At 70.7% G+C, this 24,704-nt stretch carries 25 protein-coding genes; 13 read left to right on the forward strand and 12 right to left on the reverse strand.

The genetic code is table 11. From position 1 onward, the window contains the following. Positions 1–115: 115 nt before the first annotated feature. The 7 genes from K330_RS0116810 to K330_RS0116840 are packed head-to-tail and all read left to right on the forward strand — an operon-like array spanning position 116 to position 7,946. Positions 116–1,489, forward strand: a complete 1,374-nt coding sequence (locus K330_RS0116810) for an ABC transporter substrate-binding protein (protein ID WP_022922980.1) — start codon at positions 116–118, stop codon at positions 1,487–1,489. Beyond that, positions 1,486–2,433, forward strand: coding sequence for a carbohydrate ABC transporter permease (locus K330_RS0116815; protein ID WP_022922981.1), 948 nt, complete (start codon positions 1,486–1,488; stop codon positions 2,431–2,433). Before K330_RS0116810 ends, K330_RS0116815 begins: the two co-directional genes overlap by 4 nt. Continuing rightward, complete coding sequence (locus K330_RS0116820; protein ID WP_022922982.1) at positions 2,430–3,293, forward strand: carbohydrate ABC transporter permease; 864 nt, start codon at positions 2,430–2,432, stop codon at positions 3,291–3,293. The genes K330_RS0116815 and K330_RS0116820 overlap by 4 nt, the downstream gene beginning before the upstream one ends. Beyond that, entirely contained in the window at positions 3,290–4,783 is a 1,494-nt protein-coding gene (locus K330_RS0116825) for a mannitol dehydrogenase family protein (protein ID WP_022922983.1), read from the forward strand. The genes K330_RS0116820 and K330_RS0116825 overlap by 4 nt, the downstream gene beginning before the upstream one ends. Then, entirely contained in the window at positions 4,776–5,819 is a 1,044-nt protein-coding gene (locus K330_RS0116830; protein WP_022922984.1) for an NAD(P)-dependent alcohol dehydrogenase, read from the forward strand. The genes K330_RS0116825 and K330_RS0116830 overlap by 8 nt, the downstream gene beginning before the upstream one ends. A 32-nt stretch (positions 5,820–5,851) precedes the next feature. Then, positions 5,852–7,276: a xylulokinase gene (locus tag K330_RS0116835; RefSeq protein ID WP_022922985.1), complete on the forward strand. Its 1,425-nt coding sequence runs from the start codon at positions 5,852–5,854 to the stop codon at positions 7,274–7,276. Positions 7,277–7,307: 31 nt separating this feature from the next. Continuing rightward, on the forward strand, positions 7,308–7,946 hold the full coding sequence (locus K330_RS0116840; protein ID WP_029202801.1) for a nucleoside/nucleotide kinase family protein: 639 nt from the start codon (positions 7,308–7,310) through the stop codon (positions 7,944–7,946). A gap of 31 nt (positions 7,947–7,977) precedes the next feature. Here K330_RS0116840 and K330_RS0116845 read toward each other — a convergent pair whose 3' ends face one another. Continuing rightward, the gene (locus K330_RS0116845) at positions 7,978–9,102 is read right to left on the reverse strand and encodes a N(5)-(carboxyethyl)ornithine synthase (protein WP_040658351.1); all 1,125 of its coding nucleotides are present in this window, start codon (positions 9,100–9,102) and stop codon (positions 7,978–7,980) included. A gap of 25 nt (positions 9,103–9,127) precedes the next feature. After that, positions 9,128–9,262, reverse strand: a complete 135-nt coding sequence (locus K330_RS24575; protein ID WP_022922988.1) for a hypothetical protein — start codon at positions 9,260–9,262, stop codon at positions 9,128–9,130. Between the two features lie 112 nt (positions 9,263–9,374). On the opposite strand from K330_RS24575, the gene K330_RS0116855 reads away from it, so the two are divergent. From K330_RS0116855 to K330_RS0116865, 3 genes are all read left to right on the forward strand, one after another. After that, complete coding sequence (locus tag K330_RS0116855; RefSeq protein ID WP_022922989.1) at positions 9,375–9,851, forward strand: phage baseplate assembly protein V; 477 nt, start codon at positions 9,375–9,377, stop codon at positions 9,849–9,851. Positions 9,852–9,861: 10 nt separating this feature from the next. Then, the gene (locus K330_RS0116860; protein ID WP_022922990.1) at positions 9,862–10,146 is read left to right on the forward strand and encodes a PAAR domain-containing protein; all 285 of its coding nucleotides are present in this window, start codon (positions 9,862–9,864) and stop codon (positions 10,144–10,146) included. An 84-nt stretch (positions 10,147–10,230) separates the two neighbouring features. Further along, positions 10,231–10,926 carry a DUF4230 domain-containing protein gene (locus K330_RS0116865; RefSeq protein ID WP_022922991.1) on the forward strand — a complete coding sequence of 232 codons (696 nt, stop codon included), beginning with the start codon at positions 10,231–10,233 and terminating at the stop codon, positions 10,924–10,926. Positions 10,927–11,020: 94 nt separating this feature from the next. Here K330_RS0116865 and K330_RS0116875 read toward each other — a convergent pair whose 3' ends face one another. From K330_RS0116875 to K330_RS0116900, 6 genes are all read right to left on the reverse strand, one after another. After that, positions 11,021–11,455 (reverse strand): type II toxin-antitoxin system VapC family toxin, encoded by a 435-nt coding sequence (locus tag K330_RS0116875; RefSeq protein ID WP_022922992.1) that lies wholly within the window; start codon positions 11,453–11,455, stop codon positions 11,021–11,023. Continuing rightward, complete coding sequence (locus K330_RS0116880) at positions 11,452–11,685, reverse strand: hypothetical protein (protein WP_029202803.1); 234 nt, start codon at positions 11,683–11,685, stop codon at positions 11,452–11,454. Before K330_RS0116880 ends, K330_RS0116875 begins: the two co-directional genes overlap by 4 nt. 14 nt (positions 11,686–11,699) lie before the next feature. Continuing rightward, entirely contained in the window at positions 11,700–12,059 is a 360-nt protein-coding gene (locus K330_RS0116885; protein ID WP_022922994.1) for a transcriptional regulator, read from the reverse strand. After that, complete coding sequence (locus tag K330_RS22985; RefSeq protein WP_022922995.1) at positions 12,056–12,493, reverse strand: hypothetical protein; 438 nt, start codon at positions 12,491–12,493, stop codon at positions 12,056–12,058. Before K330_RS22985 ends, K330_RS0116885 begins: the two co-directional genes overlap by 4 nt. A gap of 65 nt (positions 12,494–12,558) precedes the next feature. Further along, entirely contained in the window at positions 12,559–13,179 is a 621-nt protein-coding gene (locus K330_RS0116895) for an FMN-binding negative transcriptional regulator (protein ID WP_022922996.1), read from the reverse strand. A gap of 81 nt (positions 13,180–13,260) precedes the next feature. Then, positions 13,261–14,142 carry an alpha/beta fold hydrolase gene (locus tag K330_RS0116900; protein WP_022922997.1) on the reverse strand — a complete coding sequence of 294 codons (882 nt, stop codon included), beginning with the start codon at positions 14,140–14,142 and terminating at the stop codon, positions 13,261–13,263. Between the two features lie 125 nt (positions 14,143–14,267). On the opposite strand from K330_RS0116900, the gene K330_RS22045 reads away from it, so the two are divergent. Next, a complete protein-coding gene (locus K330_RS22045; protein ID WP_022922998.1) occupies positions 14,268–15,782 on the forward strand; it encodes an AAA family ATPase in 1,515 nt (504 codons plus the stop codon). A 13-nt stretch (positions 15,783–15,795) separates the two neighbouring features. Here the strand turns inward: K330_RS22045 and K330_RS23790 are convergent, their stop codons facing one another. Beyond that, entirely contained in the window at positions 15,796–15,963 is a 168-nt protein-coding gene (locus tag K330_RS23790; protein ID WP_022922999.1) for a hypothetical protein, read from the reverse strand. A gap of 84 nt (positions 15,964–16,047) precedes the next feature. On the opposite strand from K330_RS23790, the gene K330_RS0116915 reads away from it, so the two are divergent. Next, positions 16,048–16,386, forward strand: a complete 339-nt coding sequence (locus K330_RS0116915; protein WP_022923000.1) for a DUF3024 domain-containing protein — start codon at positions 16,048–16,050, stop codon at positions 16,384–16,386. A gap of 339 nt (positions 16,387–16,725) precedes the next feature. On the opposite strand, the gene K330_RS0116920 is transcribed toward K330_RS0116915, so the two are convergent. Both K330_RS0116920 and K330_RS0116925 read right to left on the reverse strand, forming a co-directional pair. Further along, positions 16,726–20,775 (reverse strand): caspase family protein, encoded by a 4,050-nt coding sequence (locus K330_RS0116920; RefSeq protein WP_022923001.1) that lies wholly within the window; start codon positions 20,773–20,775, stop codon positions 16,726–16,728. Between the two features lie 4 nt (positions 20,776–20,779). After that, positions 20,780–21,622 carry an alpha/beta hydrolase family protein gene (locus tag K330_RS0116925; RefSeq protein WP_022923002.1) on the reverse strand — a complete coding sequence of 281 codons (843 nt, stop codon included), beginning with the start codon at positions 21,620–21,622 and terminating at the stop codon, positions 20,780–20,782. Positions 21,623–22,167: 545 nt separating this feature from the next. Between K330_RS0116925 and K330_RS0116930 the strand changes: the two genes are divergently transcribed. Next, complete coding sequence (locus tag K330_RS0116930; RefSeq protein WP_022923003.1) at positions 22,168–23,052, forward strand: hypothetical protein; 885 nt, start codon at positions 22,168–22,170, stop codon at positions 23,050–23,052. A 162-nt stretch (positions 23,053–23,214) separates the two neighbouring features. On the opposite strand, the gene K330_RS0116935 is transcribed toward K330_RS0116930, so the two are convergent. Continuing rightward, positions 23,215–24,453 carry an IS110 family RNA-guided transposase gene (locus K330_RS0116935; protein WP_022923004.1) on the reverse strand — a complete coding sequence of 413 codons (1,239 nt, stop codon included), beginning with the start codon at positions 24,451–24,453 and terminating at the stop codon, positions 23,215–23,217. Positions 24,454–24,704: the final 251 nt, after the last annotated feature.

The following is a 24,704-nucleotide window of genomic DNA, read 5'->3' on the forward strand; positions in this document are numbered from 1 at the left end:
GACACCCAGAGCAGAAAGATAGTTGACTCGGGTCCCTGCGCTCAAACGTGCAGTCTAGTTGCTCGTTTGAGACCACGGAAGGGTGGAGACAGTGCAACGACGCAGACGGACGCGCATGGCCACGGCTCTGGGGCTCTGCCTCACCGCCTCCCTCTCGCTCAGCGCCTGCACCCTGGGCTGGGCGGGCGGAGGTGCGGGGGCCGAGGGGTCGCTGAACGTGATCATGGTGAACAACCCCCAGATGACCGACCTCCAGCGGCTCACCGAGGAGCACTTCACCGCGGAGACGGGGATCGCGGTCAACTACACGATCCTGCCGGAGAACGACCTGCGCGACCTCGTGAGCCAGGAGTTCACCAGCCAGTCGGGGCAGTACGACGTGGCGACCCTGTCCAACTTCGAGATCCCGATCTACGCCCGGGCCGGCTGGGTCGCCGCCCTCGACGACTACATCGCGGCCGACCCGGACTTCGACCAGGACGACATCCTGCAGTCGATGACGACCTCGCTGACCGTCGACGGCAGCGTCTACGGGGAGCCGTTCTACGGGGAGTCCTCGTTCCTGATGTACCGCAAGGACATCTTCGAGCGCGAGGGCATCGAGATGCCGGAGGAGCCGACCTGGCAGGAGGTCGCCGAGATCGCCGCCCAGGTCGACGGCGCCGAGCCGGGCATGTCCGGGATCTGCCTGCGCGGCCAGCCCGGCTGGGGTCAGATCTTCGCCCCGCTGACCACCGTGGTCAACACCTTCGGCGGCACCTGGTTCGCGTCCGAGGAGCAGAACTCCACGCGCGGGATGCAGCCGATGGTCGACTCGCCCGAGTTCACCGAGGCCGTCACCTTCTACGTCGACCTGGTCCGCGAGCACGGCCAGCGCGGTGCCCCCAACTCCGGCTTCGTCGAGTGCCTGAACAACCTGACCCAGGGCAACTCGGCGATGTGGTACGACGCCACGTCCGCCGCGGGGTCGCTGGAGGCCGACGGCTCCCCGGTCCAGGGCCTGCTCGGCTACGCGCCCGCGCCGGTGGTCGAGACCGAGAGCTCGGGATGGCTCTACGCCTGGTCCTTCGCGATCCAGGAGGCCTCGGAGAACAAGGACGACGCCTGGGAGTTCATCTCCTGGGCCTCGAGCAAGGAGTACGAGGAGCTCGTCGGCGAGGAGGTCGGCTGGGCCCAGGTGCCGTCCGGCAAGCGGGCCTCCACCTACGACAACCCCGACTACCTCGAGGTCGCCGGGGCGTTCGCCGAGCCGACGAGGCGGGCGATCGAGGCAGCGGACCCGCAGGACCCCGGGCTCCAGCCCCGACCGGCGATGGGCATCCAGTTCATCGGCCTGCCGGAGTTCCCCGAGCTGGGCACCCAGGTCAGCCAGGACATCAGCGCCGCGATCGCGGGGCGGATGAGCGTCGAGGAGGCCCTGGACCGTGGCCAGCAGCTGGCCGAGGACATCGCCGAGCGTTACCAGGCTCGAGAGGAGCGCGACCGATGAGCACCGAGGTGGCCGAGGACGCCGTCCGGACGGGGGCGCCGCCGCCCGCCGAGCGACGGCAGAGCGGGATGTCGGAGAAGTGGCGCCGCAGGCTGCCCCTGCTCCCCGCCCTCATCTTCGTGATCGTGCTGACCCAGCTGCCCTTCCTGGGCACGCTGATCGTCTCCTTCATGGACTGGAACTCCTACTACCCCGACGACCGCGGGTTCGCCGGGTTCAGCAACTACGCCCGGGTCTTCACCGACGTCAACGCCCGCTCGGCCGTGCTCGTCACCGTCATGCTGACCGTGAGCGTGGTGGTCATCTGCCTCGTCCTGGGCCTGCTCATCGCGCTGCTGCTCGACCGGAAGTTCCCCGGTCGCGGCGTGGTCCGCACGATGATGATCACGCCCTTCCTGCTCGTGCCGATCGCGGCGGCCCTGCTGTGGAAGCACGCGCTCTACAACCCCGAGTACGGACTGCTCAACGGCCTGCTCACGGTCTTCCTCGGTGACGACGCGCCCCAGCCCGACTGGGTCGGCAGCATGCCGCTGCCGGCGCTGATCGCGGCGATCTCCTGGCAGTGGACGCCGTTCATGATGCTCATCCTGCTCGCCGGGCTGCAGAGCCGGCCGATGGACGTGGTCGAGGCCGCGCGCATCGACGGCGCCAGCAGCTGGCAGATCTTCATACACATGACGCTGCCGCACCTGCGCCCCTACATCGAGCTCAGCGTGCTGCTCGGCACGATCTACGTGGTGCAGAACTTCGACCACGTCTTCACCATCACCGCCGGCGCCACCGGCAGCGCCAACCTGCCCTACTTCGTCTACCAGACCTTCTACACCGCGCAGGACTACGGGCGGGCCTCGGCCGCCGGGGTGGTCACGGTGGCGGGCACGCTGGTCGTGGCGATGCTCGCGCTGCGGACCGTCTTCACCGTCTTCCAGGAGGAGTCACGATGACCATCGCCCTGAAGCCCTCGAGCCGGCGCCGGGCACCGTTCCGCGACAAGGCGGACCGCCAGGGGCTCGGTCTGACGGTCCTGGCCTGGGCCATCGGCCTGTTCTTCTTCATCCCGTTCCTGTGGATGGTCCTGGTGTCCTTCCGCAGCGAGACCGACGCCGCGACCAACCCGCCCCAGCTCTTCGCCCCCTTCAGCGTGGAGGGCTACCGCAACTTCTTCGGGGCCGACCCGTGGGGGCCGCTGCTCAACTCCGCGACGGCCAGCGTGCTGTCCACGGCGCTGGTCATCGCGCTGGCCTTCCCCGCGGCCTACGCGCTGTCGATCCGGCCGGTGAAGAAGTGGCAGGACGTGCTCTTCTTCATGCTCTCCACCAAGATGCTGCCCATCGTCGCCGCGATCCTGCCGATCTACCTGTTCGCCCAGTTCTCCGGGCTGCTCGACAACATCCTGCTGCTGACAATCTTCTACACCTCCATGAACCTGCCGATCGCCATCTGGATGCTGCGCTCCTTCCTCGCGGAGGTCCCGGTGGAGATGATCGAGGCGGCGCAGATCGACGGGGCCAACCTGCGCACCACCCTGCGCCAGGTGATCGCCCCGGTGGTGATGCCCGGCATCGCCGCCGCGGCGCTCATCTGCTTCATCTTCAGCTGGAACGAGCTGCTGCTGGCGCGGGTGCTGACCAGCACCGTCGCCCAGACCGCACCGGTCTACCTCACCGGTTTCGTCACCAGCCAGGGGCTGTTCCTGGCCCAGGTGTGCGCGGCCAGCCTGGTCGTGTCGATACCGGTGCTGACGGCCGGCTTCGCCGCCCAGGACAAGCTCGTCCAGGGCCTGTCGATGGGAGCGGTGAAGTGACCCGGCTCGGCGACGCCACGCTCCATGAGCTGCCCGAGACGGTCGGACGGCCCACCTACGACCGCTCCGCGCTGACGCCCGGCATCGTCCACCTCGGCGTCGGCGGCTTCCACCGGGCGCACGAGGCGATGTACCTCGACCGGTTGATGGAGGGCGGCCGGGACCACGACTGGGCGATCGTGGGGGTCGGCACGATGCCCGGCGACGTGCGCATGCGCGACGCGCTCAAGGGGCAGGACTGCCTCTACACCCTCGTGCTCAAGCACCCCGACGGGACGCTGGAGCCACGGGTCATCGGGTCCATGGTCGACTACCTCTTCGCCCCGGACGACCCCGAGGCGGTGCTGGCCGCCATGGTCGACCCGCGGGTGCGTGTCGTCTCCCTGACCATCACCGAGGGCGGCTACCACGTCAACCAGGTGACCGGGCGCTTCGACCCCGACGACCCGGCCCTGCAGGCCGACCTCGGCTCCCCCGGCACCCCCCGCAGCGCCTTCGGGTTCGTCACCGAGGCGCTGCGCCGGCGCCGGGCGGCCGGGACCGAGCCGTTCACCGTGATGTCCTGCGACAACCTGCCCGGCAACGGCGACGTCGCCCGGGACATGATCGGCGCCTTCGCCACCCTCCAGGACGACCGGTCACCTGACGGGGAGCCGCTGGCACCCTGGCTGGCCGAGCACGTCGCCTTCCCCAACTCGATGGTCGACCGCATCACCCCCGTCACCAGCGAGGAGGACATCGCGGCCCTGGCCGAGCGGTTCGGGGTCGAGGACGCCTGGCCCGTGGTGTGCGAGCCGTTCACCCAGTGGGTGCTGGAGGACTCCTTCCCCACCGGCCGGCCGGCCTTCGAGCAGGCCGGCGCCCAGGTCGTCGACGACGTCGTCCCCTACGAGCTGATGAAGCTGCGCCTGCTCAACGCCAGCCACCAGGCGCTGTGCTACCTGGGCTACCTCGCGGGCTACCGCTACGCCCACGAGGTGTGCCAGGACCCGGTGTTCGTCGACTTCCTCCTCGGCTACATGGAGCACGAGGGCACGCCCACTCTGCCCGAGGTCCCCGGCGTCGACCTCGACGCCTACCGCCGCGAGCTCATCGAGCGCTTCGCCAACCCCGAGGTGCGCGACACCCTGGCGCGCCTGTGCGCGGAGTCCAGCGACCGCATACCCAAGTGGCTGGTGCCGGTCATCCGGCACAACCTCGAGCACGGCGGGCGGATCGAGGCCTCCGCGCTCGTCGTCGCCTCCTGGGCGCGGTATGCCGAGGGCGTGGACGAGCAGGGTGAGCCGATCGAGGTGGTCGACCGGTTCAAGGACAAGGTCATGGCCGCAGCCGCCCGCCAGCACGAGGACCCGCTGGCCTTCCTGCAGGACGAGTCCTTCTTCGGCGACCTGCGGCACGACGAGCGGTTCACCACCGCCTACCTGGAGTCCCTGCGGTCGCTGCACGAGAAGGGGGCCCGGGCGACCCTGGAGGACCAGGTCCGTGGCTGAGGCCAGGGAGACGACGCGGACGGCCGTCCTGCGCGAGCCCGGCACGATCGAGGTGCAGGAGCGGCCGCGTCCGCAGCCCGCCGCGGACGAGGTGCTCGTGCAGGTCACCTCGGTCGGGGTGTGCGGGTCCGACACCCACTACTTCACGCACGGGCGGATCGGGTCGTATGCCGTCACCGCGCCGCTGGTCCTCGGCCACGAGGCGGCCGGGGTGATCGTCGAGGTCGGCACCGACGTCGACCCCGCCCGCGTCGGGCAGCGGGTCTCGATCGAGCCCGGGGTGCCGTGCCGGCAGTGCGAGCAGTGCCTTGCTGGTCGCTACAACCTGTGCCCCGACATGGTCTTCCACGCCACCCCGCCGGTCGACGGCTCGCTGAGCGAGGTCATCGCCCACCACCACGCCTTCGCCCACCCCGTGCCCGACACGGTCGGCGACGACGCCGCCGCGATGGTCGAGCCGCTCTCGGTGGCGCTGTGGGCCTGCCGCAAGGCCGGTGTCAGCGCCGGCGACCGGGTGCTCGTCACCGGGGCGGGGCCGGTCGGGCTGCTGTGCGCCCAGGTCGCCCGCGTCGCGGGGGCGGTGGAGGTCGTGGTCACCGACGTCAACCCGCACCGGCTCGCGGTGGCCGCCGCGCACGGGGCGACGGACACCGTGGACGCCCGCGAGGTGACGCTTGCCGACCACTACGACGGACGCCCCGCCCCTCAGGTGCTGCTGGAGTGCAGCGGCCACGCCGGCTCGACGCTGGCCGGGCTGCGGTCACTGGCCCCGGCCGGACGGGCGGTGCTGGTCGGCATGGGCGGCGACACCCTCGACCTGCCGCTGTCGCTGGTCCAGGAGCGGGAGCTGCTGGTGACCGGGGTCTTCCGCTACGCCAACACCTGGCCTCCGGCGATCGCCCTGGTCGCGGCCGGGCAGGTGCGCCTCGACGACCTGGTCACCGGGCACTTCGACCTCGACCAGACCGCCGCGGCCCTCACCGCCGCGGCGGACGACCCGCGGGCCATCAAGTCGATGATCCACCCGCAGGACTGACCGTCCCACGTCCTCCCAGGAGAGCTCACACGATGAACGCCCCCACCCTGGTCGCCGGGGTCGACAGCTCCACGCAGTCGTGCAAGGTGATGGTCTGCGACGCCCGCACCGGTGAGGTGGTGCGCACGGGCCGCGCGGCCCACCCCGACGGCACCGAGGTGCACCCGGACCACTGGTGGACCGCGCTGCAGGAGGCGACCTCCGGCGGGCTGCTGGAGGGGGTGTCGGCGGTCTCCGTCGCCGGGCAGCAGCACGGCATGGTCTGCCTCGACGAGGACCAGCGCGTGGTCCGCCCGGCGCTGCTGTGGAACGACACCCGCTCGGCGCCCGACGCCCTCGACCTCATCGACGAGCTCGGCGGGCCGCAGGCGTGGGCGGAGGCGATCGGCGTCGTGCCGGTGGCCGCGATCACGGTCACCAAGCTGCGCTGGCTGGCCCGCCACGAGCCCGAGCACCTTGCCCGCACGCGCACCTGCGTGCTGCCCCACGACTGGCTGACCAGCCGGCTGCTCGCCGGGGACGGGCCGGTGGGGCGGTGGGTCACCGACCGGTCCGACGCGTCGGGCACCGGCTACTTCTCCGCCTCGACGGGCGCCTACCGCCCTGACCTCCTGCGGCTGGCGACCGGCCGCGACGACCTCGAGCTGCCGGAGGTGCTCGGCCCCGGCACCGCTGCCGGCCGCACCCGCGCAGGGCTGGTGCTCGGGCCGGGGGCCGGTGACAACGCGGCGGCGGCGCTCGGGCTCGGCCTGGTAGCCGGGGACGTGGCGGTCTCGCTCGGCACCAGCGGCACGGCCTTCGCCTCCCACCCCCGTCCCACCCACGACCCGACGGGGGAGGTCGCCGGCTTCGCCGACGCCGCCGGCGGGCACCTGCCGCTCATGTGCACCCTCAACGCCGCCCGCGTGCTCGGCGCCGGGGCGGCGGCGCTGGGCACCGACCTGGCCGGCCTGGAGCGCCTGGCGCTCGAGGCGGAGCCCGGTGCGGGCGGTCTGACGCTGCTGCCCTACCTCGACGGCGAGCGGACCCCCAACCTGCCGACGGCGACCGGCACCCTGTCCGGCATGACCCGGGACAACCTGACCCCGGCCAACGTGGCCCGGGCGTTCGTCGAGGGGATGCTGCTCAACGTCGCCGCCGGCGTCGACGCCCTGCGCCGCGAGGGGGTGGACGCCCAGCGGGTGCTCCTCATCGGCGGGGCGACCGGGTCGGCGGCCGTGCGGGAGATCGCCGCGACCTTCATCGGGGTCCCGCTCGTCGTGCCTCCTCCCGGTGAGTACGTCGCGCGCGGCGCCGCCCGCCAGGCCGCCTGGGTCCTCTCGGGCGAGGACGCCTGCCCGCGGTGGGCGGACGCGGGCCACCTCGTGCGCGCGGACCCGGTCACCGACCCGGTGGTCGAGGAGATCAAGGGGCGGTATGCCGAGCTGCTCGCCACCGTGCACGGGGTGCGGCAGTGAGGTCGTCCGCCGGGACGCTGCGGTGCCGGCCGTGACGTCCGGGCCGCCTGCGGACACGCTCGCCGCGCTGGTCGAGGACGCGCGCCGTCTGGCGGCGCGCCCCGGCCGCACGATCCTCGGGCTGACCGGAGCACCCGGCGCAGGCAAGTCGACGCTGGCGACCGCCCTGGCGGAGTCGCTCGGGCCGGAGGTGGTCGCGCTCGCGCCGATGGACGGCTTCCACCTCGACGACCCGATCCTGCACGCGTGCGGCGCCCGCGGCCGCAAGGGCGCCATCGACACCTTCGACGACGCCGGGTATGCCGCCCTCCTCACCCGCCTGCGCGCCCAGGGCCCGGACGAGGTCGTCTACGCCCCGCGCTACGACCGCGACCTCGAGACCTCGGTCGGCTCGGCCCTGCCGATCCTGCCCTCGGTGCCGCTCGTGGTCACCGAGGGCAACTATCTGCTCGCCACCACCGGTGCCTGGCCCCGGGTGCGGGCCGCCCTGGACGAGGTGTGGTTCCTCGACCTGGACCCACAGGTGCGTCAGGCCCGTCTCGTCGAGCGGCACGTGCGGCACGGGGAGGACCCGGCGCGGGCGCACGAGCGTGCGCTGGGGCCCGATCACGCCAACGCGGTCGCGGTCGAGTCGCTCAGGGAGGGCGCGACCCGCGTCGTGCGGCTGTGACCCCCGTGCGCAGCGCCTGGACGACGCACGCTCACGCGTCGACCGGGCGCCGGTGCGGGTAGGCCGCCTCTCGCCCCTGGAACGCCAGGATGGCGGGGTTGCGGATCTGGCCGTCCTGGATCTCGACGGCCCGCCCGACCGTCGGCTCGGCCTGCCAGGCGTCCGGTCCGGACAGGACCGTGCGCAGGTGCGGCAGCAGCGCCAGGCTGATCTCCCAGGTCGCCGAGCTCCACAGGTAGGACGGGGTGTGGTCCACGGCGTAGTAGGTGATGTTGTCGCCGACGACGAAGGTGGGCGCCTCGAACGTCGTGGGCCGGGCCCAGCCGAAGCCCATCCCCTCGTCGCAGGACACGTCGACGACCAGGCTGCCCGGGCGGAAGAGCGGCAGGTCCGCCTCGGTGAGGAAGGTCCAGGGCGCGGCCGTGTCCTGCAGCACGCAGTTGACGACGATGTCGTTGTCGGCGAGGTAGGGCGCCAGCGGCACCGGGCCCTCGGTGGTGACGACGGTCGTCAGCGCCGGGTCCTCGTCGTGGTCGACGTGGACGATGTCGACGGAGTGAATCGGGGAGGCGACCGCGGCGACCTTGCGCTGGGTGAGCACGCGCACGTCGGCGACCCCGAGGGCGCTCAGCGCCGTCACCGCGCCGCGGGCCGTGGCCCCGAAGCCGATGACGACCGCACGCCGTTTGCGGCCGTAGCTGCCGGTCGAGCCGACGAGCTGCAGGGCGTGCAGCACCGAGCAGTAGCCGGCCAGCTCGTTGTTCTTGTGGAAGACGTGCAGCAGGTGGTTGCCGCTGCGCGACCAGTGGTTCATCGCCTCGAACGCGATGAGCGTCTGGCGCCGGTCGACCGCCTCTTGGGTGATCCCGACGTCCTGGACGCAGTGCGGCCAGCCCCAGACCACCTGCCCGTCGCGCAGCTCGGCGAGGTCCTCGGCCTGCACCTTGGGCAGCAGGATGACGTCGCACTGCGCGATGAGCTCGGCACGGGTCCGCACGCCGCCGACGAGGCCCGCGAGCGCCTCGTCGGACATGCCGAAGGGCACGCCATACCCGTGCTCGAGGAAGATCCGGTCGCGCAGGTCCTCGTCGATCGCGTGCAGGTGCTCGGGGTGGATCGGCAGGCGCTGCTCGTTCTCCTTGCGGGAGCGAGCCATCACCCCGACCGTGAGCAGCACCCGGTCAGCGCTTCTTGGGGTGGACGGCCTGTTCGACCTGGGACGTGTCGTCCTCCTTGGCCCGTTTCTCGGCCCGCTTCTCCTTGATGGTCTTGCCGGACTTCTTGGAGAGGGACTGGCGCGGCGACTTGTCTGTCATGGCGTGGCCTTCGGTGGGGAGACCTGAACGGTCTCGCTACCTGCGACAGTACGCCCTCGGGCTGGGAGCGCGCCGCTGTCCGTCGGGCCGGCCGGACGGGCAGGATGTCCCCATGACACAGCTCGAGCGTGCCCAGGTCATCGCCGTCGACGACCCGGAGGGCCGGGGACGAGTCCTCGTCACGTCCCCGGGCCGGGGCCGCTCCCGTCGCGAGGTCTGGGCCGAGGTGTGCGCCCCGCTCGGCGCCGGCCCGTGGCAGACCCCGTCCCTCGGGGAGAGCGTGCTCGTGGGGTTCGAGGGCCGTGGTGCGGGCAGTCCCGTCGTCCTGGGGCGCCTCGGCCCGCCGGACGAGGGCTCGCCGGACGAGGGCTCGCAGGAGGTGCGGCTGACGCACGCCGGCCACAGCGTCGTCATCGACAACGACGGCATCACGCTGCGGCTCGCCGACGGCTCGACCGAGCTGACCCTCTCCCCCGCCGGGGCGACGCTGCGGGCCGGCGCCACCCTGCGGCTCGAGTCGGGGGCGGTGACGACGCTGCGCTCCTCGGGCACGTGCGAGGTCACCGGCTCCCTCGTCCGGATCAACTAGGGGCCGGGGTATGCCGCTCGCCGCCCGCATCGCCGACGCCACCAGCCACGGTGGCGTGGTCGTGCCGCCCGGCGTCCCGACCGTGCTCATCGGTGGCCTTCCCGCCGCCGTCGTGGGGACGGCGACCACCTGTCCCCAGCAGTGGGCACCGGGCGTCCTGCACGGGGAGTCCGCCGTCACCGTCGGCAGCAGCACGGTGCTGATCGGCGGACGGCCCGCCGCTCGCGCGGGGGACGGCACAGGCTGCGGCGCGGTTCTGGTGCAGGGCTGCCCCACCGTGCTCATCGAGGGTTGAGCGCGTCGTCGCTGGTCACGAAACCGTGACAACCGGTGTGCCGGGCGCCTTCCGGAGACGGGTCGGCCGCTACTGTGCGCAACCATGAGCGACGAGGCCGTTCCACCACCCAGCCGTGAGCGTGGGCCCTCACGCGTCCTCTCCACCGCCTTCGGCTGCTTCGGAGTGGTGGTGGTCGCGACCGCGCTCGTCGTGGGCGTCTTCGTCGCCGCGGCGGTGGCGTTCACCGGCTGGCCGCCGAAGTTCAACCCCTTCGCCGAGGAGACGGTGGACCGCACCGGGCCCTCGGTGCTGAGGTCGCTGACCGAGATCAGCGAGTTCCACGCCGCGACCGGACACTACGAGACCGTCGTCGACATCGAGAAGGACGTCCGGTTCGTCCCCGGGTGGGTCAGCGGCGAACGGGTGCTCTATGTCGGCAAGGGCGAGGTCGACGCCGTCGTCGACTTCAGCGAGCTCGACGAGCGTCGCGTGGAGCTGTCCGAGGACGGCACGTCGGTGGCGGTCACCCTGCCCCAGCCGACCGTCGACGAGCCGGCGCTCGACGTAGAGGGCAGCTACGTCGCCCACCGCGACGAGGGCCTGGTCGACCGCTTCCGGGGGTCCGAGCTTGAGCGGGAGGCCCAGCTGAGGGCGATCGAGCAGATGACGGCCGCCGCGACGGAGGGGACCACGCTCGTCGACCTCGCCAAGGAGAACACCACGGCGATGCTGCGGGGACTGTTCGGGTCGCTCGGATACACCGACGTCACGGTGACCTACGACGACGACCCGAGCTGAGGGGCGGCGGTGCGGCGCCACGGGCGCGCGGTGCACGAGGAGTCGGTGCTGACCAGCGTGCTCGAGGCCATGGCACGCAGCAACGAGAACTGACCTATCGGGTCAGCGGGTTCACCACCCGCAGAGCGGGGAACCACGAGAAGTCTCGGTCTGCCGACCACAGGGCGTCCACACCGTGACCGAGGCAGATCGCGGCGATCCGCGCGTCGTGGACCTTGGGACCGACCAGCCCCGGCGTGACGATGAGGCCCCTCAGGATCCGGAGGTGGTCGGACGTCTCCGACAGCAGCTGGATGGTCCTCACGTCGACGAGGGCCTGGACGGCCTCGACAGCGAGCGCCGGGGCCGTCGGTGGTCGGTAGATCCTCGGGTGCGTCACCACGGCGAGGAACTCGTGCAGGCACGGCCAGGGGACCGCCCAGGGACGCGGACCGGTGGCGAGCCCGTGGAGGATCTCCGACGCTCGTGCGTGGTGCGGGCTGTCGGTGCGGTGCGCGTAGACGAGCAGGTTGGTGTCGACCGCGATCACGACGGCAACCCGTAGGAGCGGGCCACCACGTCCTCGGGGACCAGCTCCGCTGCGAGCCCGTCGCCACCGGCGGTCGGGAAGTGGAAGTCGACCGGGGCCGCCGTCTCGCGGCGGGACACCTCCGCCCGCAGACCAGCCACGACCAGTTCGCGCAGGGTGGCACCCGAGCGCCGGGCTACGGCCTTGGCCTCCTCCGCCAAGGCGTCAGGGATGTCTATCGTGGTCTTCATACGGGTGACTGTACTCATCGACCCGTACTCCCGTAAATCCCGTCCCTATCCCGGGCCGCGCCCACCTCCTGCCCCTGGGCGATCAGGGTCAGGGCGGCCATGTGCCGGTCGAGCGCGCTGCGGCCGGTCGGGGTCAGGGTCACCCACGCGACGCGCCTGGCGTCGCGGCGATCGGGGGACGTGGTCTTGCTGACCGACACGTAACCGGCCTCGGCCATCGCCTTGAGATGACGTGACAGCTGCGACGCCGGCAGCTCGAGCGCGTCCTCGAGCGTCCGGAACGCGACGGCGTCGGCGCGGCGCAGCAGCCCGCAGATCCGCAACCTGGCCGGGAAGTGGATCAGCTCGTCGAAGACGGCCTCGTCGGCGTTCACACCCTCAGGCTCTCGCGCGCCCACCGGTCGGAGACGACGGCCAGCCCGTAGGTCACCACGCCCGCGACGACGGCCGGAAGGACGGTCCAGATCTCCCGGTCGAGCGAGACCAGGCCGAGCGCCACGGAGTAGAGCAGCAGGGTGACCAGCAACCACAGGGCACCCAGCACCAGCTGGCGGGCCCCGGCCCCCCGCAGGCGGATCCCGGTCCTCACCCGCACCAGGTGGACGACCACGACCGCGGCGACGAGGGCGAAGAGGTAGTTCGTCGTCCGGTCGCCGACAGCCGGCGAGGCGACCCACAGTCCGACGACCAGCCCGAGGAGCGCAGAGGCCCACCACGGCGTCGCCGTGAGCCCGGCCAGCCGGGACCGGTCCTCGTCCAGCTGCCGGAGCAGGTCGGTGGCGTCGGTCGGCGACGGGGAGGAACTCACACCCAGCACCCTAGGGAGTTTCTTGCGGCAGATGCAAGTCACTTGACGCAAGTCTCCTGGCGAGGTCACTCCCCTCGTGCGGCCTCCCGGACGCGTCGCATCTCGTCGGCGAGTCCGGCGTTGTGCTCCCCCACGTGGTCGATCACGTTGTCGACGACCTCCGGCGCCTTGTTCTGGCTGAGCTTGGCGCGGGCGTCGAACCGGTCGACCCGCATTCGGAAGCTCACCGCGCCCCTGGCCTCCCGCCGGGTGGAAGCCTCGTCCTCGGCAAGCGAGCGCCCGCCGGGGCGGCCCCGCTCGAAGTGGTCGGTCAGCAGGGAGAGCGCCGTGTAGTTCTCCTCCTCGTCGAGGATCTCCGGCGTCCCGTAGAGGTGCGCCGTCACATGGTTCCAGGTCGGCACGAGGTCGCCGGGTGCGTACCAGCTGGGCGAGATGTAGTCGTGCGGCCCCTGGACGATGACCAGGATCTCGTGGCGGCCGAGCTCGTGCAGCCGGTCGTCCGGGCGTCCGAAGTGGCTGAGGATCGTGATGTCCGGGCCGTCGGCGCTCTCGTCAAGGATCACCGGGTAGTGCGACGCGACCAGCCCGGTGCCGGCCGGCGACACGATCGTGGCCCACGGATGGGCCCGGACCAGGCGCCGGACCTCGTCGGGGTCGGTCATCAGATAGTGCGGGGTATGCCGCATCGCGCCTCCGTCGTCGTCCGCGGCCGTCTCCCCGGCCCGTCCTGGTTTCCGCCATTCTCCTCGGTGTCTCGCTCCACGGGGTCACCCGCTGTCGTGCAGCCAGTTGGCGACGTACGCCGGTGCGGTGTCGGCAGCCTCAAGGGCAAAGGCGAGGTGCGACCCGTCCATCCAGTAGAGCTCGGAACCGGTGATGTGTGCGTGGGCATGCTCGGCGTGGGCCGGCGGCACGACCTTGTCCCGGCGGCCGTGGACGATCAGGGTGGGGCACGTGATGCGCTCCAGCGGTGCGGGAGTGCCGGAACCGGTGAAGTCGTTCTTCAGTCCCTGACGCCGCCGGGCGACGCCGAGTGAGGCGGCAAGGGTGGCCTCCAGCCACGCAGTTCGGCCCGGGACCGCTGCGATCATCGCAGCGATTTCCGAGGCGTCGTGCCGGGTGTAGGTGCCGAAAGAACGCAACAGCGCGGTGAGTGTCGGCCTCGTCGCGTGCCGCAGCAGCCAGAGCACCCCCTGGACGGGGAAGTCCCGTGCCGCCATCTGCGCGAGCCGGCTCGGACCCCGGTCGGTCAGGCATACGGCGTCGACCTGGACCAGCTTGCTGACGCGATCACCGTGCCGGGCAGCGAGCTCGTAACCTGCCGGGCCACCGCCCGAGGTAGCGATCACCATGATGCGATCGATCCCGAGTGCGTCCAGGAGTGCCGCCAGCGCATCCCCCTGCTGCGCGAACGTCCGCCCGGTCGAGAGCGGTGTGCCGAGATATCCCGGCCTGCTCGGAGCGATGATCTGGAAGCCGTTGACGCGCAGGTACTCACCCGCCACGAGACCCTGGTCCCACCCGCCCTGTGACCCGTGGATCATGAGGATCGCCTCACCATGCCCCCGCTCTGCATACTCGACCGGGCCCTGCACCGTGTGGACGATGCGTGGAACCTCCGCCCTGGCCGCGCGGAAGTCGTCCGCCATCGGTGATCTCTGCGAGGTCGCCATGGTCAACGGTCTCAGGAGCTCACCGCCTCGACAACAGTCCGGTGTTCCTGCAGGCTCCCCGACGGACGGCGACAAGCGCCCGGTGCTGGTTGACTCAGGGCATGACCCTCACTGACGAGCGGACCGACGACGAGCACCCGGCACCTGAGCTTCGCGACCTGCGCCGTCTCGTCGACCGGGCGGTCCGCCTCACCGTCAAGGCCGCCAGGGCGGACGAGCAGCCGAACGTCGCGCGGCGGCTCCGGTTGTTCCTGGGCCGCCTCGACGATGCGCCGGTGGTGGACGACAGCTGGCCCGTCTACGACCACGTCAACGTGCAACGGGCGCTGGACGCCTGGCTGGCGGAGCCCGGACGCGATGCCGAGGTGATGGGGCTGGCGGGCTTCCAGCACATGGAGTTCGGGCTCAGCGAGCTTCTGCACCTCGGGCCCGACTTCATGCCCGTCCGGCTGGGTGGGCTGGCGACCGTGAACCTGCCCAGCGGACCGGACGGCGAGACGCTGCGGTGCATCCACACGGGAGTCCTGCTGGTGACCGAGCCTGACGGTACCCGTCTGGCGATGCTCGTGCGGTCGGGCGAGATGATGGACCGGCGCGTCCACGTGCAGGTCGTGTGCGCGGACACCGCGCGCGCCGAGGCCGTCGCCGGGCGGTTGCGCGAGCTGGTGATCGAGCGGAACGTCTTTCGCGGTCGGGTGGTGAGCTTCGGTGACGACATCTTCGGGCAGGACCGTGGAGCGAGCCTGCTGACCTTCCAGACCCGGCCGCACGTGCCGCGCGAGCACCTGGTCCTGCCCGAGGAGGTGCTCGCCCAGATCCGGCGTCAGGTGCTCACGGTCGCCGAGCATCGGGACGCCTTGCGGGCCGGCGGGCAGCACCTGCGACGGGGCATCCTGCTCTACGGCCCGCCGGGCACCGGCAAGACCCACACGATCCGGCACCTGATGGGCCTGTTGCCCGACACCACCGTGCTGCTGATCAGCGGACCGGCCGTCCGGTTCGTGGGCGAGGCGTGCGCCATCGCCCGCAACCTGCAGCCGGCGATGGTCGTGGTCGAGGACGTCGACCTGATCGCCATGGACCGGCACCTGGCGCACGAGGCGCAGCCGATGCTGTTCGAGCTGATGAACCAGATGGATGGCCTCGCCGCCGAGGCCGACGTCGTCTTCGTGCTCACGACCAACCGCGCCGACCTGCTCGAGCAGGCTCTCACCACCCGCCCCGGGCGCATCGACCAGGCGGTCGAGATGGAGCTGCCCGACGCAGGCGCACGACGCGAGCTGCTCCATCTCTACCGGGCGGAGCTGGGCTGGGAGGTGAGCGACGCTGCGCTCGACTCGGCGGTCGAGCGCTCCGAGGGGACGACGGCCTCCTTCGCCAAGGAGCTCCTGCGCAGGGCGGCGCTCGTCTCTCTCGAGCGCGACCCCGACCAGGTGGCGCCCACCATCAGGGACGAGGACCTGAAGGCGGGCCTGGATGAGCTGCTCGACTCTCGCAACCGTATGACGCGGCGTGCCCTGGGAGGTGAGCCCGGCGGCCATGACGAGACCGGTGCTGCGCCTCCTGAGGCGTACCCCGGAGGCTGGTCTTCGGCCGGTCCCGGGTTAGCGCCGTAGGCCCCGGCGACGCTCAGTCGGGCAGCACCGTGATGCGCACCGTGGAGGTGTAGGGCTCCCCGCCGGCGTAGACGTCTTGGTGTTCCGGATCCATCCCCACGCCACCGGCGCGGTCGTCTTGCCAGCCACCGAAGATGGACTGGAGGAACTCATCGGGTCCGTCGCAGCCGAAGCCAACCACGAAACTGACCGGCGTCGGCAGCGGCGGCTCGACGTTGCCTTCGAGGTGCTCAACGACGCGGTCGGCAGCACGGGGGCCTGACCGATGGCCCTTCCCGAGCTGGAGGTGGTACTAGTTCATCGGTGGTGCGATCAACGAGTACCCGAGCGCGCCCAGCACCAGGTCCGTCTGGAGTGCCACGTTGCTGACCGACACCTGACCATCGTCGAGCGGCGCGCGCCCTGGCGCGAGGACTTCGGACCCGAGTGGACCAGCCTGCCCGTCGCGCGCCTGCGCTACACCGCAAAGGACGGGACCTGGACGTTGTACTGGCGCGACCGCAACCTCCGCTTCCACCTCTACGACAAGGTCGGCCCCTCACGCACCACCGAGGACCTCCTCGACGAGATAGACCGCGACCCCACCCACATCTTTTGGGGCTGACCGACCCCCGTAGCCAGCCCCCTCCGACAGTGACCGATCAAGAGAGCCACCATCCACCGTCCCAACGTCGACAGATGTAGGCGGACTTCGACCAGACCACATGGCGAAACGCGGCGGAATGACGTGCCGTGGACCGATAGGCCGCAGAAAAGCCAGTCGGGCGGATCGGCGAAGTCGACGACCGTGCGGTCAGGTGCTCTTCCTCGGCGGCGTCGACGCGGCAATCGACCTGGTGGGCGTCGCGGACGTGGTCGCCGATGCTGTAGGACGCGGTAGCCGACCTGGTCGCGTGGAGCGGGGGGAGTTGCTCCGGCCGCCGTGGCCGAGGCGCTCGGACTATCACCGGACGTTGACCTGCAGCAGCACGAGACCGGCGTCGGTCCCGACCAGGACCCGGTCGTCGCCAATCGGGACCAGCGTCGTGAGGGACGCGCCGAAGGCCGCCTGGGCGACGAGCCGGCGCTCGGGTAGCAGCCAGCCGCGGAGCGTGCCGGTGTGGTCCCCGGTGAGGAGCAGGTCGGGCCCCAGCATCTCGAGCAGGTGCAGCGGGGTGGCCTGGAGCGACCACTGCGCCGAGCGCCGGCCCGGCATGAGGGTCGCCTCGACACCTCCTACGGCGTCTGGCCTGAGGAACACCGTGCCCTTCGGTGCCTGCCACACGGCGAAGCAACGGCCGCCACTGTGGCGGGCATCAACTACGCTCCGGTGCGCGCTGTTGCTGCCGTCCTTACCGTTCGGCTTGCCCGCGAGCGCCTCGGACCAGTCCCAGAACACGAGCTCGGCGTTGTAGTCCAGCGCGACCACCTCTGGCGTGCCAGCGACCTGGACTCTCCGGACGACCTCAAGTGGGCGCATCTTGTAGTCCGCGTGGAGCAGCGGGGGGCACACCGGCCCGGAGTCGAGGTCGCTGACCTGCACGGCCGCATCGGTCCCACAGGTCAGCAGGAGGTCTCCTGCCATGCTCAGCGCGTTTATCCGCCCGGTGTGCAGCGCCAGGTTATCCCCGCGGGGGGCGAGCCTGAAGGGGTCGAGCTGGCGGACGTTGCCGGCATCGTTGACAAGCAGCCGACCATCGGGCGTCGCGGTCATCGCGCTGGCGAACACCTGCTCGTTGCGGGCAAGCACCACGCCGTCGTCTAGCCGTGCCGTTTCGAGCGCCCCGGTCCCGTCGTCTACTGAGTAGGCGACGAGATCGTCTCCAGCGCACGTCGCGCAGACGATCCGTGGCCGTCGTTTGGCCGTGACGGGACTCGAAACGGCAGCCAGGTCCCACAGCTTCACCTCACCGCTCCAGGACCCCGTGAGGACGAGCAGGCGCCCTGCGTAACGCGTCGTCGCAACCACGCTCGCCGCGATGCCGTTGGTCCACCCGCCGATCGATTCGAGGGTGTCGGGGGATACCACGACCAGGTCGGTGTAGCTGCCGACGAGCAACGTGGATTCATCGGCGGCCAGCGCCATTGCGCCGCTGGTCTGCTGGTCGGCAAGTGAGCGGACGACGAGCTCCCCGGACTCCGGCGCCCAGCGGATGACAGGGTTGCTGGTGCCGCCGGCACTATTCGGTAACACCATTAGCACTGTCCCGTCACCGCGCACCACGGCGTCGGCGTAGCTCGCCAGGTCGGGTGGGCTCTCGTGCAGGACGCGACCTGTGGCCACATCGAAGACGCGCGCGACCGCCCCGCTGGCCTTCGGCTCCGTGAACGGGTCCCCGCCCGCGACCAGACGCAGTCCGCGCTCGTGGACGAGGAAGTCCAACGTGCGCACGCCCGTCCCGAATGCCGGCACTACCCACGCCACCGTGGTCGGGTTGCTGAGTCGCCACAGTCGCAGCAGGCCCGACCAGATGTTGTCGTCATCGTCGTCGTCCCACTCGTTGTATGTCCCGGCAGCGACGAGGGTCTCGTCCCCGTTGCTGTGCACAGCGAGCGCGCTCGTCGTCGAGTGGCCCCCCGCCGCCGGGCCGGGCAGGAGAGCCGCGTCGGTGCCGTCAGAGGAGCGAAGGATGTGCACGGTGTCCCTTGTGGCGACGGCCACCACGTCGCCGGCGGCCGCGAGGGAGGACACCTCCGGCAGGTCGCGCCGCCACAGCTGCCGGCCCGATGACAACGCGTGGCAGGCGACTTCACCGTCGGCCGAAGCGGCGACGACCAGCGTCTCGCCGTCCTGCTCCACAGTCGCTATCCCGACGACTTTTCCGGTGACCCGGGCCACGACGGCGTGGGCAGGAATACTCGCCCAGCGCACCCACAGCGGCCACCAGGTCGTGCCCCCGAAACCTTGGGCTCGTGCGCGCGACGCCAACCCGGTCGCGCCGGTCTGCATCGCCGCCAGAGCGAGCTGGCTGGGCAGCTGCGTGCCGCCCTCGCGCAGTTGCTCCAGACAGCGTTGGACCGCGGCCGCGTTGGGGCCGAGGGAGAGCCGGCTGTTGAGCGCTACGGCGAGCCGGTCGGTGTCCAGTGCCAGTGGTAGTCGCGGGTCCTCGAGAAGGTCCTCGAGCAGGCCGCCGCGGGCGGCGTGCTCGGCCAGCGAGCGACACACGTAGGGATGGGCCGAGGCCCAGTCGAGCCGGCCCTGGGTGTCGGTGGGAGTGAGGTCCATGAGGGAACGCGTGATGACCTCGTGCGTGGCCTTCTCGTCGTACCCCTTGCGAAGGTGCTCGGCGAACAGCTCGTGGTAGAGCCGAAAGTACGAGTGACCGTCGAGCGAGGCCTCGACAACATAGTCGGCGGCGGCGTCCAGAGCGCGGCGGACATCGCTGTCTGCGTAGGTCCTCGGCGCGAAGAGCGCCCCCGCCACGGCCGGCCAGACGCCCTCCCACGGCAGGCCCCCGCCCTGGGACCAGGCCAGCGCGGTCAGCAGCTCGCGGACCAGTCCGGTGTCATCGCCGATCCGCGCCAGGTCGCGTTCGAAGGCGCCCGCGATGCTGCCGAAGGACTGCCGCGCGTCCGCCACGGCCTCGGGCGCCAAGGGGCGCTCCATCCGCACAAGCGTGCGGGCGATCAGCCCGGCCAGCAGGAAACTGTCACCGGCCAGTCCGGCGACGGCGGCAGCGACCTCGCCGACGGACGTGGGCCCCGCCGCGTAGGGACTGCCCTCAGCACTGCTCAGGATCTCGGCCGCATAGCTGCGCAGGGCCAGGCGGTCCGGGCTCTTGTCGAGGTCGACGGTAACCCGCTCGGCAGCCCACGAGTGCGCCAGCGCCGGCCGGACCCCCACGGCCACCCGGGCGCCGGCTGCGACCAGCGGCGCCACCACGAAGGTCTCGAGCACCTCCGGGTCCGTTGCCTCGTCCAGCGCATCTATGACCACCAGCTGGCCCGCGCCGTCGTCGAATAGGTCGGCCACCCGGTTGCGCACCGCCCCCGCGGTCAGGCCTCGAGCATGCACCGCTCGCGCCGCCCTGGGGCGCGAGCCGTCCCCTACGCCGGGCACGACGAACTGAGCGAGGAGCGCGGACTTCCCCGTGCCAGGTGCCCCTGTAACGACCAGCAGCCCCGGTTGGTCCGGGTCGGTGGCCCAGGCCTCGATCTGGCCCAACTGTTCGGTCCGCCCTCGAAAGAGCGAGGTGCCCACCTCGTTGGTCCCGCCGAGCGCCCGCGGGATCCAGTGGGAGCGCAGTTCCGAGGCGGGCACGACCTCCGGCGCGAGAACGGTAACTGGCGTTGCGGCGTACTCCGGGTTGTCGAAGAACCCGTCGTCGCCCGGCGCCGGCACCAGCGGCGTGACCGTCGCGCGATGCGCTACAGAGTACGGCGGCCGCCCGAGCAGAAGATTCGTGCGGCCGACCACCGACGTCAGCGGGATCGTTGGACTGTGCGATCCGAAGGACGCCCGGAGCTCGGTCAGAGCACGGGAGAAAGCAGCGGCGAACACCAGCTGCTGCGCCTCCTGCCTGGCTCGCGCCGAGGAGACGACCCAGTACTGCCGGTCGCCCTGAGGCCACTGCAGCTTCATCGTCGAGGCCGCTCCGACGAGGGCGTCCGACCCACCTTCGGAGTAGCAGGTGTCCAGCAGAACGAGGAGCTGGCCGAGCTCCGGGTCGTCGCCGAGCGCGGTGCTGACGAAACGGGTCTCCACAGCGGCCTTGGCGTCCCTACCCGCAACCGAATCCGCCATCGCCAGGTAGTGGCCCGCCGCGGCGCTTATGCCGTGGCCGGTGACGTAGAGCACCGCGACGTCCTGCGGGGACCATCCGCTGTGCAGCCAGGCCTCGACCGCGTCTTCGCAATCAGCCTTGGTGGGGTCGAGCAGTTCGGCGGTCTCGAAGCCGAGGCCTGCAAAGGTGGCCGCCATGGTCCGTACCGCCTCCGGGACCCGGGCAAGGTCATCGAAGGCCTCATCGCCGTAATGCGCCGTGCCGATCGCGAGCAGGCTCCTGCGCAGCATTGGCTCACCCCAGACCGTCGAGGACCGCCCGGCCCACCTCGACGACAGTGAGGTACGGTGACACGTCGTGCGCCTTGGCACCGGTGTCGACTAGGTGGTCCACCACCCCCCCGTCGAAGCAGGTCGCGAGCCTCTTCACCAGAGCCACCACGTCGCCCGGCGCTGCCACGTTGACCCACACTTGCACACTCCCGGGGAAGCGCCCGCGACCGTCTACCGGCGCAGGGTCCAGCCGGTCGAAGACGAGGTTGCGGATGCCTAACGGGGAGCCAAGGGTGACGAGGGTGTGAACCTGCCACTCAGGATGCGCGGCGAGCGCCTCGAAGGCGACCACCGACCCCAGCGAGTGACCGATCACCACGCGGGTGTCGTCGCTGACGGCGGCCTCAACCGCGCCTACGGCTATCGCGCGGACCTCCGAGTCGCCGAAGTAGAGCCGGACCTGCTTCACCACACCAACCATGAGTGACTCGGCCATCCCGGCGAAGAAGGCACTCTGGCTCAGGGCGTTGAGCGCACGCTGCACCATCTTGGGCGTGTGGACCATGGTCTCCGCGTCCGGACCGGGCACCGCCGGGTCCACCCTCGCCGCCTCCTGCCACCACAGCTCTAGCAGCGCGGCATCGCCCTGGTCGAGGTCCACGGCGGTGAGGGGCGGGAAGGAGGCCGCCATCGAGCCGGGGCGGCGGAACATATTGCCGTAGAACGCCATCGTGAAGTCCGCTGGTTCCAGGGCCCCGCCGGCGAAATGCACGCCGTCTTGCAGGCTGGGCAGCCAAGTGGAGGCAAGGTGGTGCGGCCCCTTGTACTGCTGGGCGATACCGTGCACTCCCACCACTGCAGCCATGCCACTGCCTCGTTCGTCGTCGCGTCGCGATCCAACCCACTTAAGCGGAGACCCGCGGGCACCGCAAGAGCCGCGCCGGTTTAGCTCAGGGTGCGGTCTCGCGCCTCGATGTGCACGGTGGTGCATGGGCAGATGGGCAGATGGGCACACGGGCAGGCGGGTGTCGGCCTTGACCAGCGGCCGAAGGTCGGTGTAGCCGAGGATCACCCCCCGGCGCCCTCTTCCCACAGCCCACAGCCCGGAGAGCATCCTCACCAGGCGGCGGCGCGATACCTCGGTGCGCGGTCGTGGACGAGATCCTCGTAGATTACCCGGTTTATCCGCCACCGTGGGCGGAGTCGACGCAGTGTTGCGGTGCGTCCGCAGGCGGCGCTCTGACGCACCGGTCGCCGGATCGACCACCTCGCCTACGGTCCATCCTCCGCGACTTCTCTAGTGCGCGGGAACGAGAGCGCCAGGACAAGTGCGGCCCGAGTCTTGGTGCGTCGCAGAATCGGCTCCGGAGCCGCTAGGCATCCCGGCGGTGACCCTGGGAATATGTTGTGATGAGCGAAGCCTTCTATAGCGACCGCGCCCAGGGGCGACGTCCGCGGGACGTGCGTCATATTGCGCCGCCCACATGGCGCGGACTTCTGGCTCTGATTGAACAGCGCATCGACAGCCACTGGTTGGCCAAAGCCTTCCCGGATCAATGCCCCGATGGAAATGGCGTTTGCGGCACTGATCGTCGCAAGCTGTTCGACCTGATGGAGGCACTCATTCCGGCCCTGGGCTCGTGGCCGTTGGACCGCGAGACTGTGCCTTCACAGGACGTCGTCTTCGACCTTGTTGACTTCATCGCGCAGCGCTTGGCTGAGCCACAGCAACTCAACTGGCACCAGTGGTACCGACACTATGAACTGGGATTTGATGTCAATAAGGGTCGAGTCGCGTTCCGCGCTGATGTCAATCAACTCTTCGGGCGCACGGGGATGGCGTACGAGCTCGGTGCCGACATGCGAGTTGTCCGCCTTGGTCCCCCTGAGTCGCGGGCAAGCGTCGCCGACCTGCGCCCCGACACCGGTGACAGCGTCCTCGACGAGCTAATCGCCGACGCGCGTGTGCGCTTCTTGTCTCGTAGCCCCGGGGAGGGGCGGATCGGTCTCGAAAAGTTGTGGGACGCGTTCGAGCGGCTTAAGACGCTCGAACCAGGCGCCAACAAGAAGGCCAGTGTGACCGCGCTGCTGGACCGAGCTGCGACTGGTGAGATGCGTGCGCGATTAGAGGCTGAAGCGAAGGAGCTGACCGAGATCGGCAACCGTATGCAGATTCGACACTTCGAGGCGTCGAAGGCCCCTGTGACAGACGACGACGTGGACTACCTGTTCACCCGCATGTCGGCGCTGCTCGTGCAGCTTCTTCGACGAACAAGCAGGCTGACCACTAACTGAGGGACGCGATGCTGGGCGATTGGACCGTGGGCATCCAGTGCAGTCCGTGAGCCGGACCGTGCGATAACGCGGCGGTATGACGCACTCAGCGCGAACGGCCGGCTCGCGAACCTAGCGTGCTTCCCAAGCTCGATGCGGCAGACATCCCAGGTTCTGGTTTTGTCAAGCGGCGGTGTTGAGGTGCTGCTGCCAGGCGGTGTTCTCGTCGTAGAAAGTGCGGTCCCGCAGGCAGCCATGGAGGATGCCGACCCAGCGGTTGGCGAGCTGGCGCAGGGCGGCCTGATGCCCGACGCCTCGTTTCCGGAGGGACTGGTAGTAGGCGCGGGCGCCGGCTGAGCCGCGCATGGAGCAGAAGGCCCACTGCTGCAGGGCATCGCCGAGTCGGCGGTTGCGGGCGTACCGGGCGAGAACGACCCGTCTGGTGCCAGAGGCTCTCGTGATGGGTGCGGTGCCGGCGTAGGCCTTACGGCCCTTTGCGTCGGCGTACCGGTCCGGGTCGTCGCCGAACTCGCCGAGGATCCGGGCGCCGAGGATCACACCGAGGCCGGGCAGGCTGGTGTAGATGTCAGCGTCCCGGTGCCGGCCAAAATGCTCGGCCACCACCTGCCCGAGCCGCTCGATCTGGGTGTTCAGCACGGTGATGAGCGCGACCTCGGAGGTCACGATCGCGGCGTAGGCGTCCTGGATCGGGCCTGGTTGCCGCAGCTCGGGCGCGGTGAGGACCTGGCGGATCTTCCCGGCACGGGCGGGCACGTCGCGCCGGTTCGCCGCGGTCAGCGCACGGACAATCTTGGCGCGGGACAGCCTCGAGGCGCTGTCCGGGTCGGGTGCCTGGGCCAGCAGGGCCAAGGTGTCCGGCTCATCCAGGTCCTCGAACGCGACCAGGGCCGCGGGGAAGAAGTCCCGCAGCGCCGCACGCAGCCGCAGCACGTGCCGGGTCCGGTCCCAGATCATCGACTGGTGGGCCCGGGCGGTGACCTTGACCGCCTCACCGGTGGCGCTGTCGCCGGCGACCGGCCGGTGATGGGCACGGTCCAGGCGGACGATCTCGGCCAGCAGGTGCGCATCGGCGGTGTCCGACTTCGCCCCGGAGGTGGAGTGCCGCTCCCGGTAACGGGCGACCGACTTCGGGTTCAGCCCGTACACCGTGTATCCCGCCGCGACCAGGGCGCCGACCCACGGGCCGCGGTCCGTCTCGATGCCCACAGTCACTTGCGCGGCCGCCTCGGCCGGGTCCAGGTCCGCCCACTCCTGCGGTGCGTGCTCGGCGACCAGGGCGTGCAACCGCGTGATTCCGCCCAGCCCCTCGGGCAGGCGCCTTCGCGCCAGGATCCGTCCCTGGTCGTCGACGAGCTCGACGTCGTGGTGGTCCTCGGCCCAGTCATCACCTAGGAACAACATCGCTACTGCCCTCCTGCGCCTCGTTGCGATCCTTGCTCAGCAGCGTGGAGGAGGACTCCCGGCGATCTAATGGTCAAGTGCTCACCCGAACCATCCGGGGGCACGTCATCCCAGCAGCGGTCACGCCTCCTCACGACCGGCGGGCGCACGGTCTGCCGCAAGACCTCAACGATCAGATAAGTGGAGTGCTGACCCGCCGGCCGCTACCGGAACCGAGCCTGCCAGAGGATCGGTACAACCCATTAGATGAG

Origin of the sequence: Ornithinimicrobium pekingense DSM 21552 (assembly GCF_000421185.1) — a bacterium.
GTDB classification, from domain to species: Bacteria; Actinomycetota; Actinomycetes; order Actinomycetales; family Dermatophilaceae; genus Ornithinicoccus; species Ornithinicoccus pekingensis.

Bases quoted from the DNA above. Each gene is read 5' to 3' on its own strand.
- K330_RS0116810 (WP_022922980.1), top strand. From the start codon at position 116: ATGGCCACGGCTCTGGGGCTCTGCCTCACCGCCTCCCTCTCGCTCAGC.
- K330_RS0116815 (WP_022922981.1), top strand. From the start codon at position 1,486: ATGAGCACCGAGGTGGCCGAGGACGCCGTCCGGACGGGGGCGCCGCCG.
- K330_RS0116820 (WP_022922982.1), top strand. From the start codon at position 2,430: ATGACCATCGCCCTGAAGCCCTCGAGCCGGCGCCGGGCACCGTTCCGC.
- K330_RS0116835 (WP_022922985.1), top strand. From the start codon at position 5,852: ATGAACGCCCCCACCCTGGTCGCCGGGGTCGACAGCTCCACGCAGTCG.
- K330_RS0116845 (WP_040658351.1), bottom strand. From the start codon at position 9,102: ATGGCTCGCTCCCGCAAGGAGAACGAGCAGCGCCTGCCGATCCACCCC.
- K330_RS24575 (WP_022922988.1), bottom strand. From the start codon at position 9,262: ATGACAGACAAGTCGCCGCGCCAGTCCCTCTCCAAGAAGTCCGGCAAG.
- K330_RS0116855 (WP_022922989.1), top strand. From the start codon at position 9,375: ATGACACAGCTCGAGCGTGCCCAGGTCATCGCCGTCGACGACCCGGAG.
- K330_RS0116860 (WP_022922990.1), top strand. From the start codon at position 9,862: ATGCCGCTCGCCGCCCGCATCGCCGACGCCACCAGCCACGGTGGCGTG.
- K330_RS0116865 (WP_022922991.1), top strand. From the start codon at position 10,231: ATGAGCGACGAGGCCGTTCCACCACCCAGCCGTGAGCGTGGGCCCTCA.
- K330_RS0116880 (WP_029202803.1), bottom strand. From the start codon at position 11,685: ATGAAGACCACGATAGACATCCCTGACGCCTTGGCGGAGGAGGCCAAG.
- K330_RS0116895 (WP_022922996.1), bottom strand. From the start codon at position 13,179: ATGCGGCATACCCCGCACTATCTGATGACCGACCCCGACGAGGTCCGG.
- K330_RS0116900 (WP_022922997.1), bottom strand. From the start codon at position 14,142: ATGGCGGACGACTTCCGCGCGGCCAGGGCGGAGGTTCCACGCATCGTC.
- K330_RS22045 (WP_022922998.1), top strand. From the start codon at position 14,268: ATGACCCTCACTGACGAGCGGACCGACGACGAGCACCCGGCACCTGAG.
- K330_RS0116915 (WP_022923000.1), top strand. From the start codon at position 16,048: ATGGCCCTTCCCGAGCTGGAGGTGGTACTAGTTCATCGGTGGTGCGAT.
- K330_RS0116920 (WP_022923001.1), bottom strand. From the start codon at position 20,775: ATGCTGCGCAGGAGCCTGCTCGCGATCGGCACGGCGCATTACGGCGAT.
- K330_RS0116925 (WP_022923002.1), bottom strand. From the start codon at position 21,622: ATGGCTGCAGTGGTGGGAGTGCACGGTATCGCCCAGCAGTACAAGGGG.
- K330_RS0116930 (WP_022923003.1), top strand. From the start codon at position 22,168: ATGAGCGAAGCCTTCTATAGCGACCGCGCCCAGGGGCGACGTCCGCGG.
- K330_RS0116935 (WP_022923004.1), bottom strand. From the start codon at position 24,453: ATGTTGTTCCTAGGTGATGACTGGGCCGAGGACCACCACGACGTCGAG.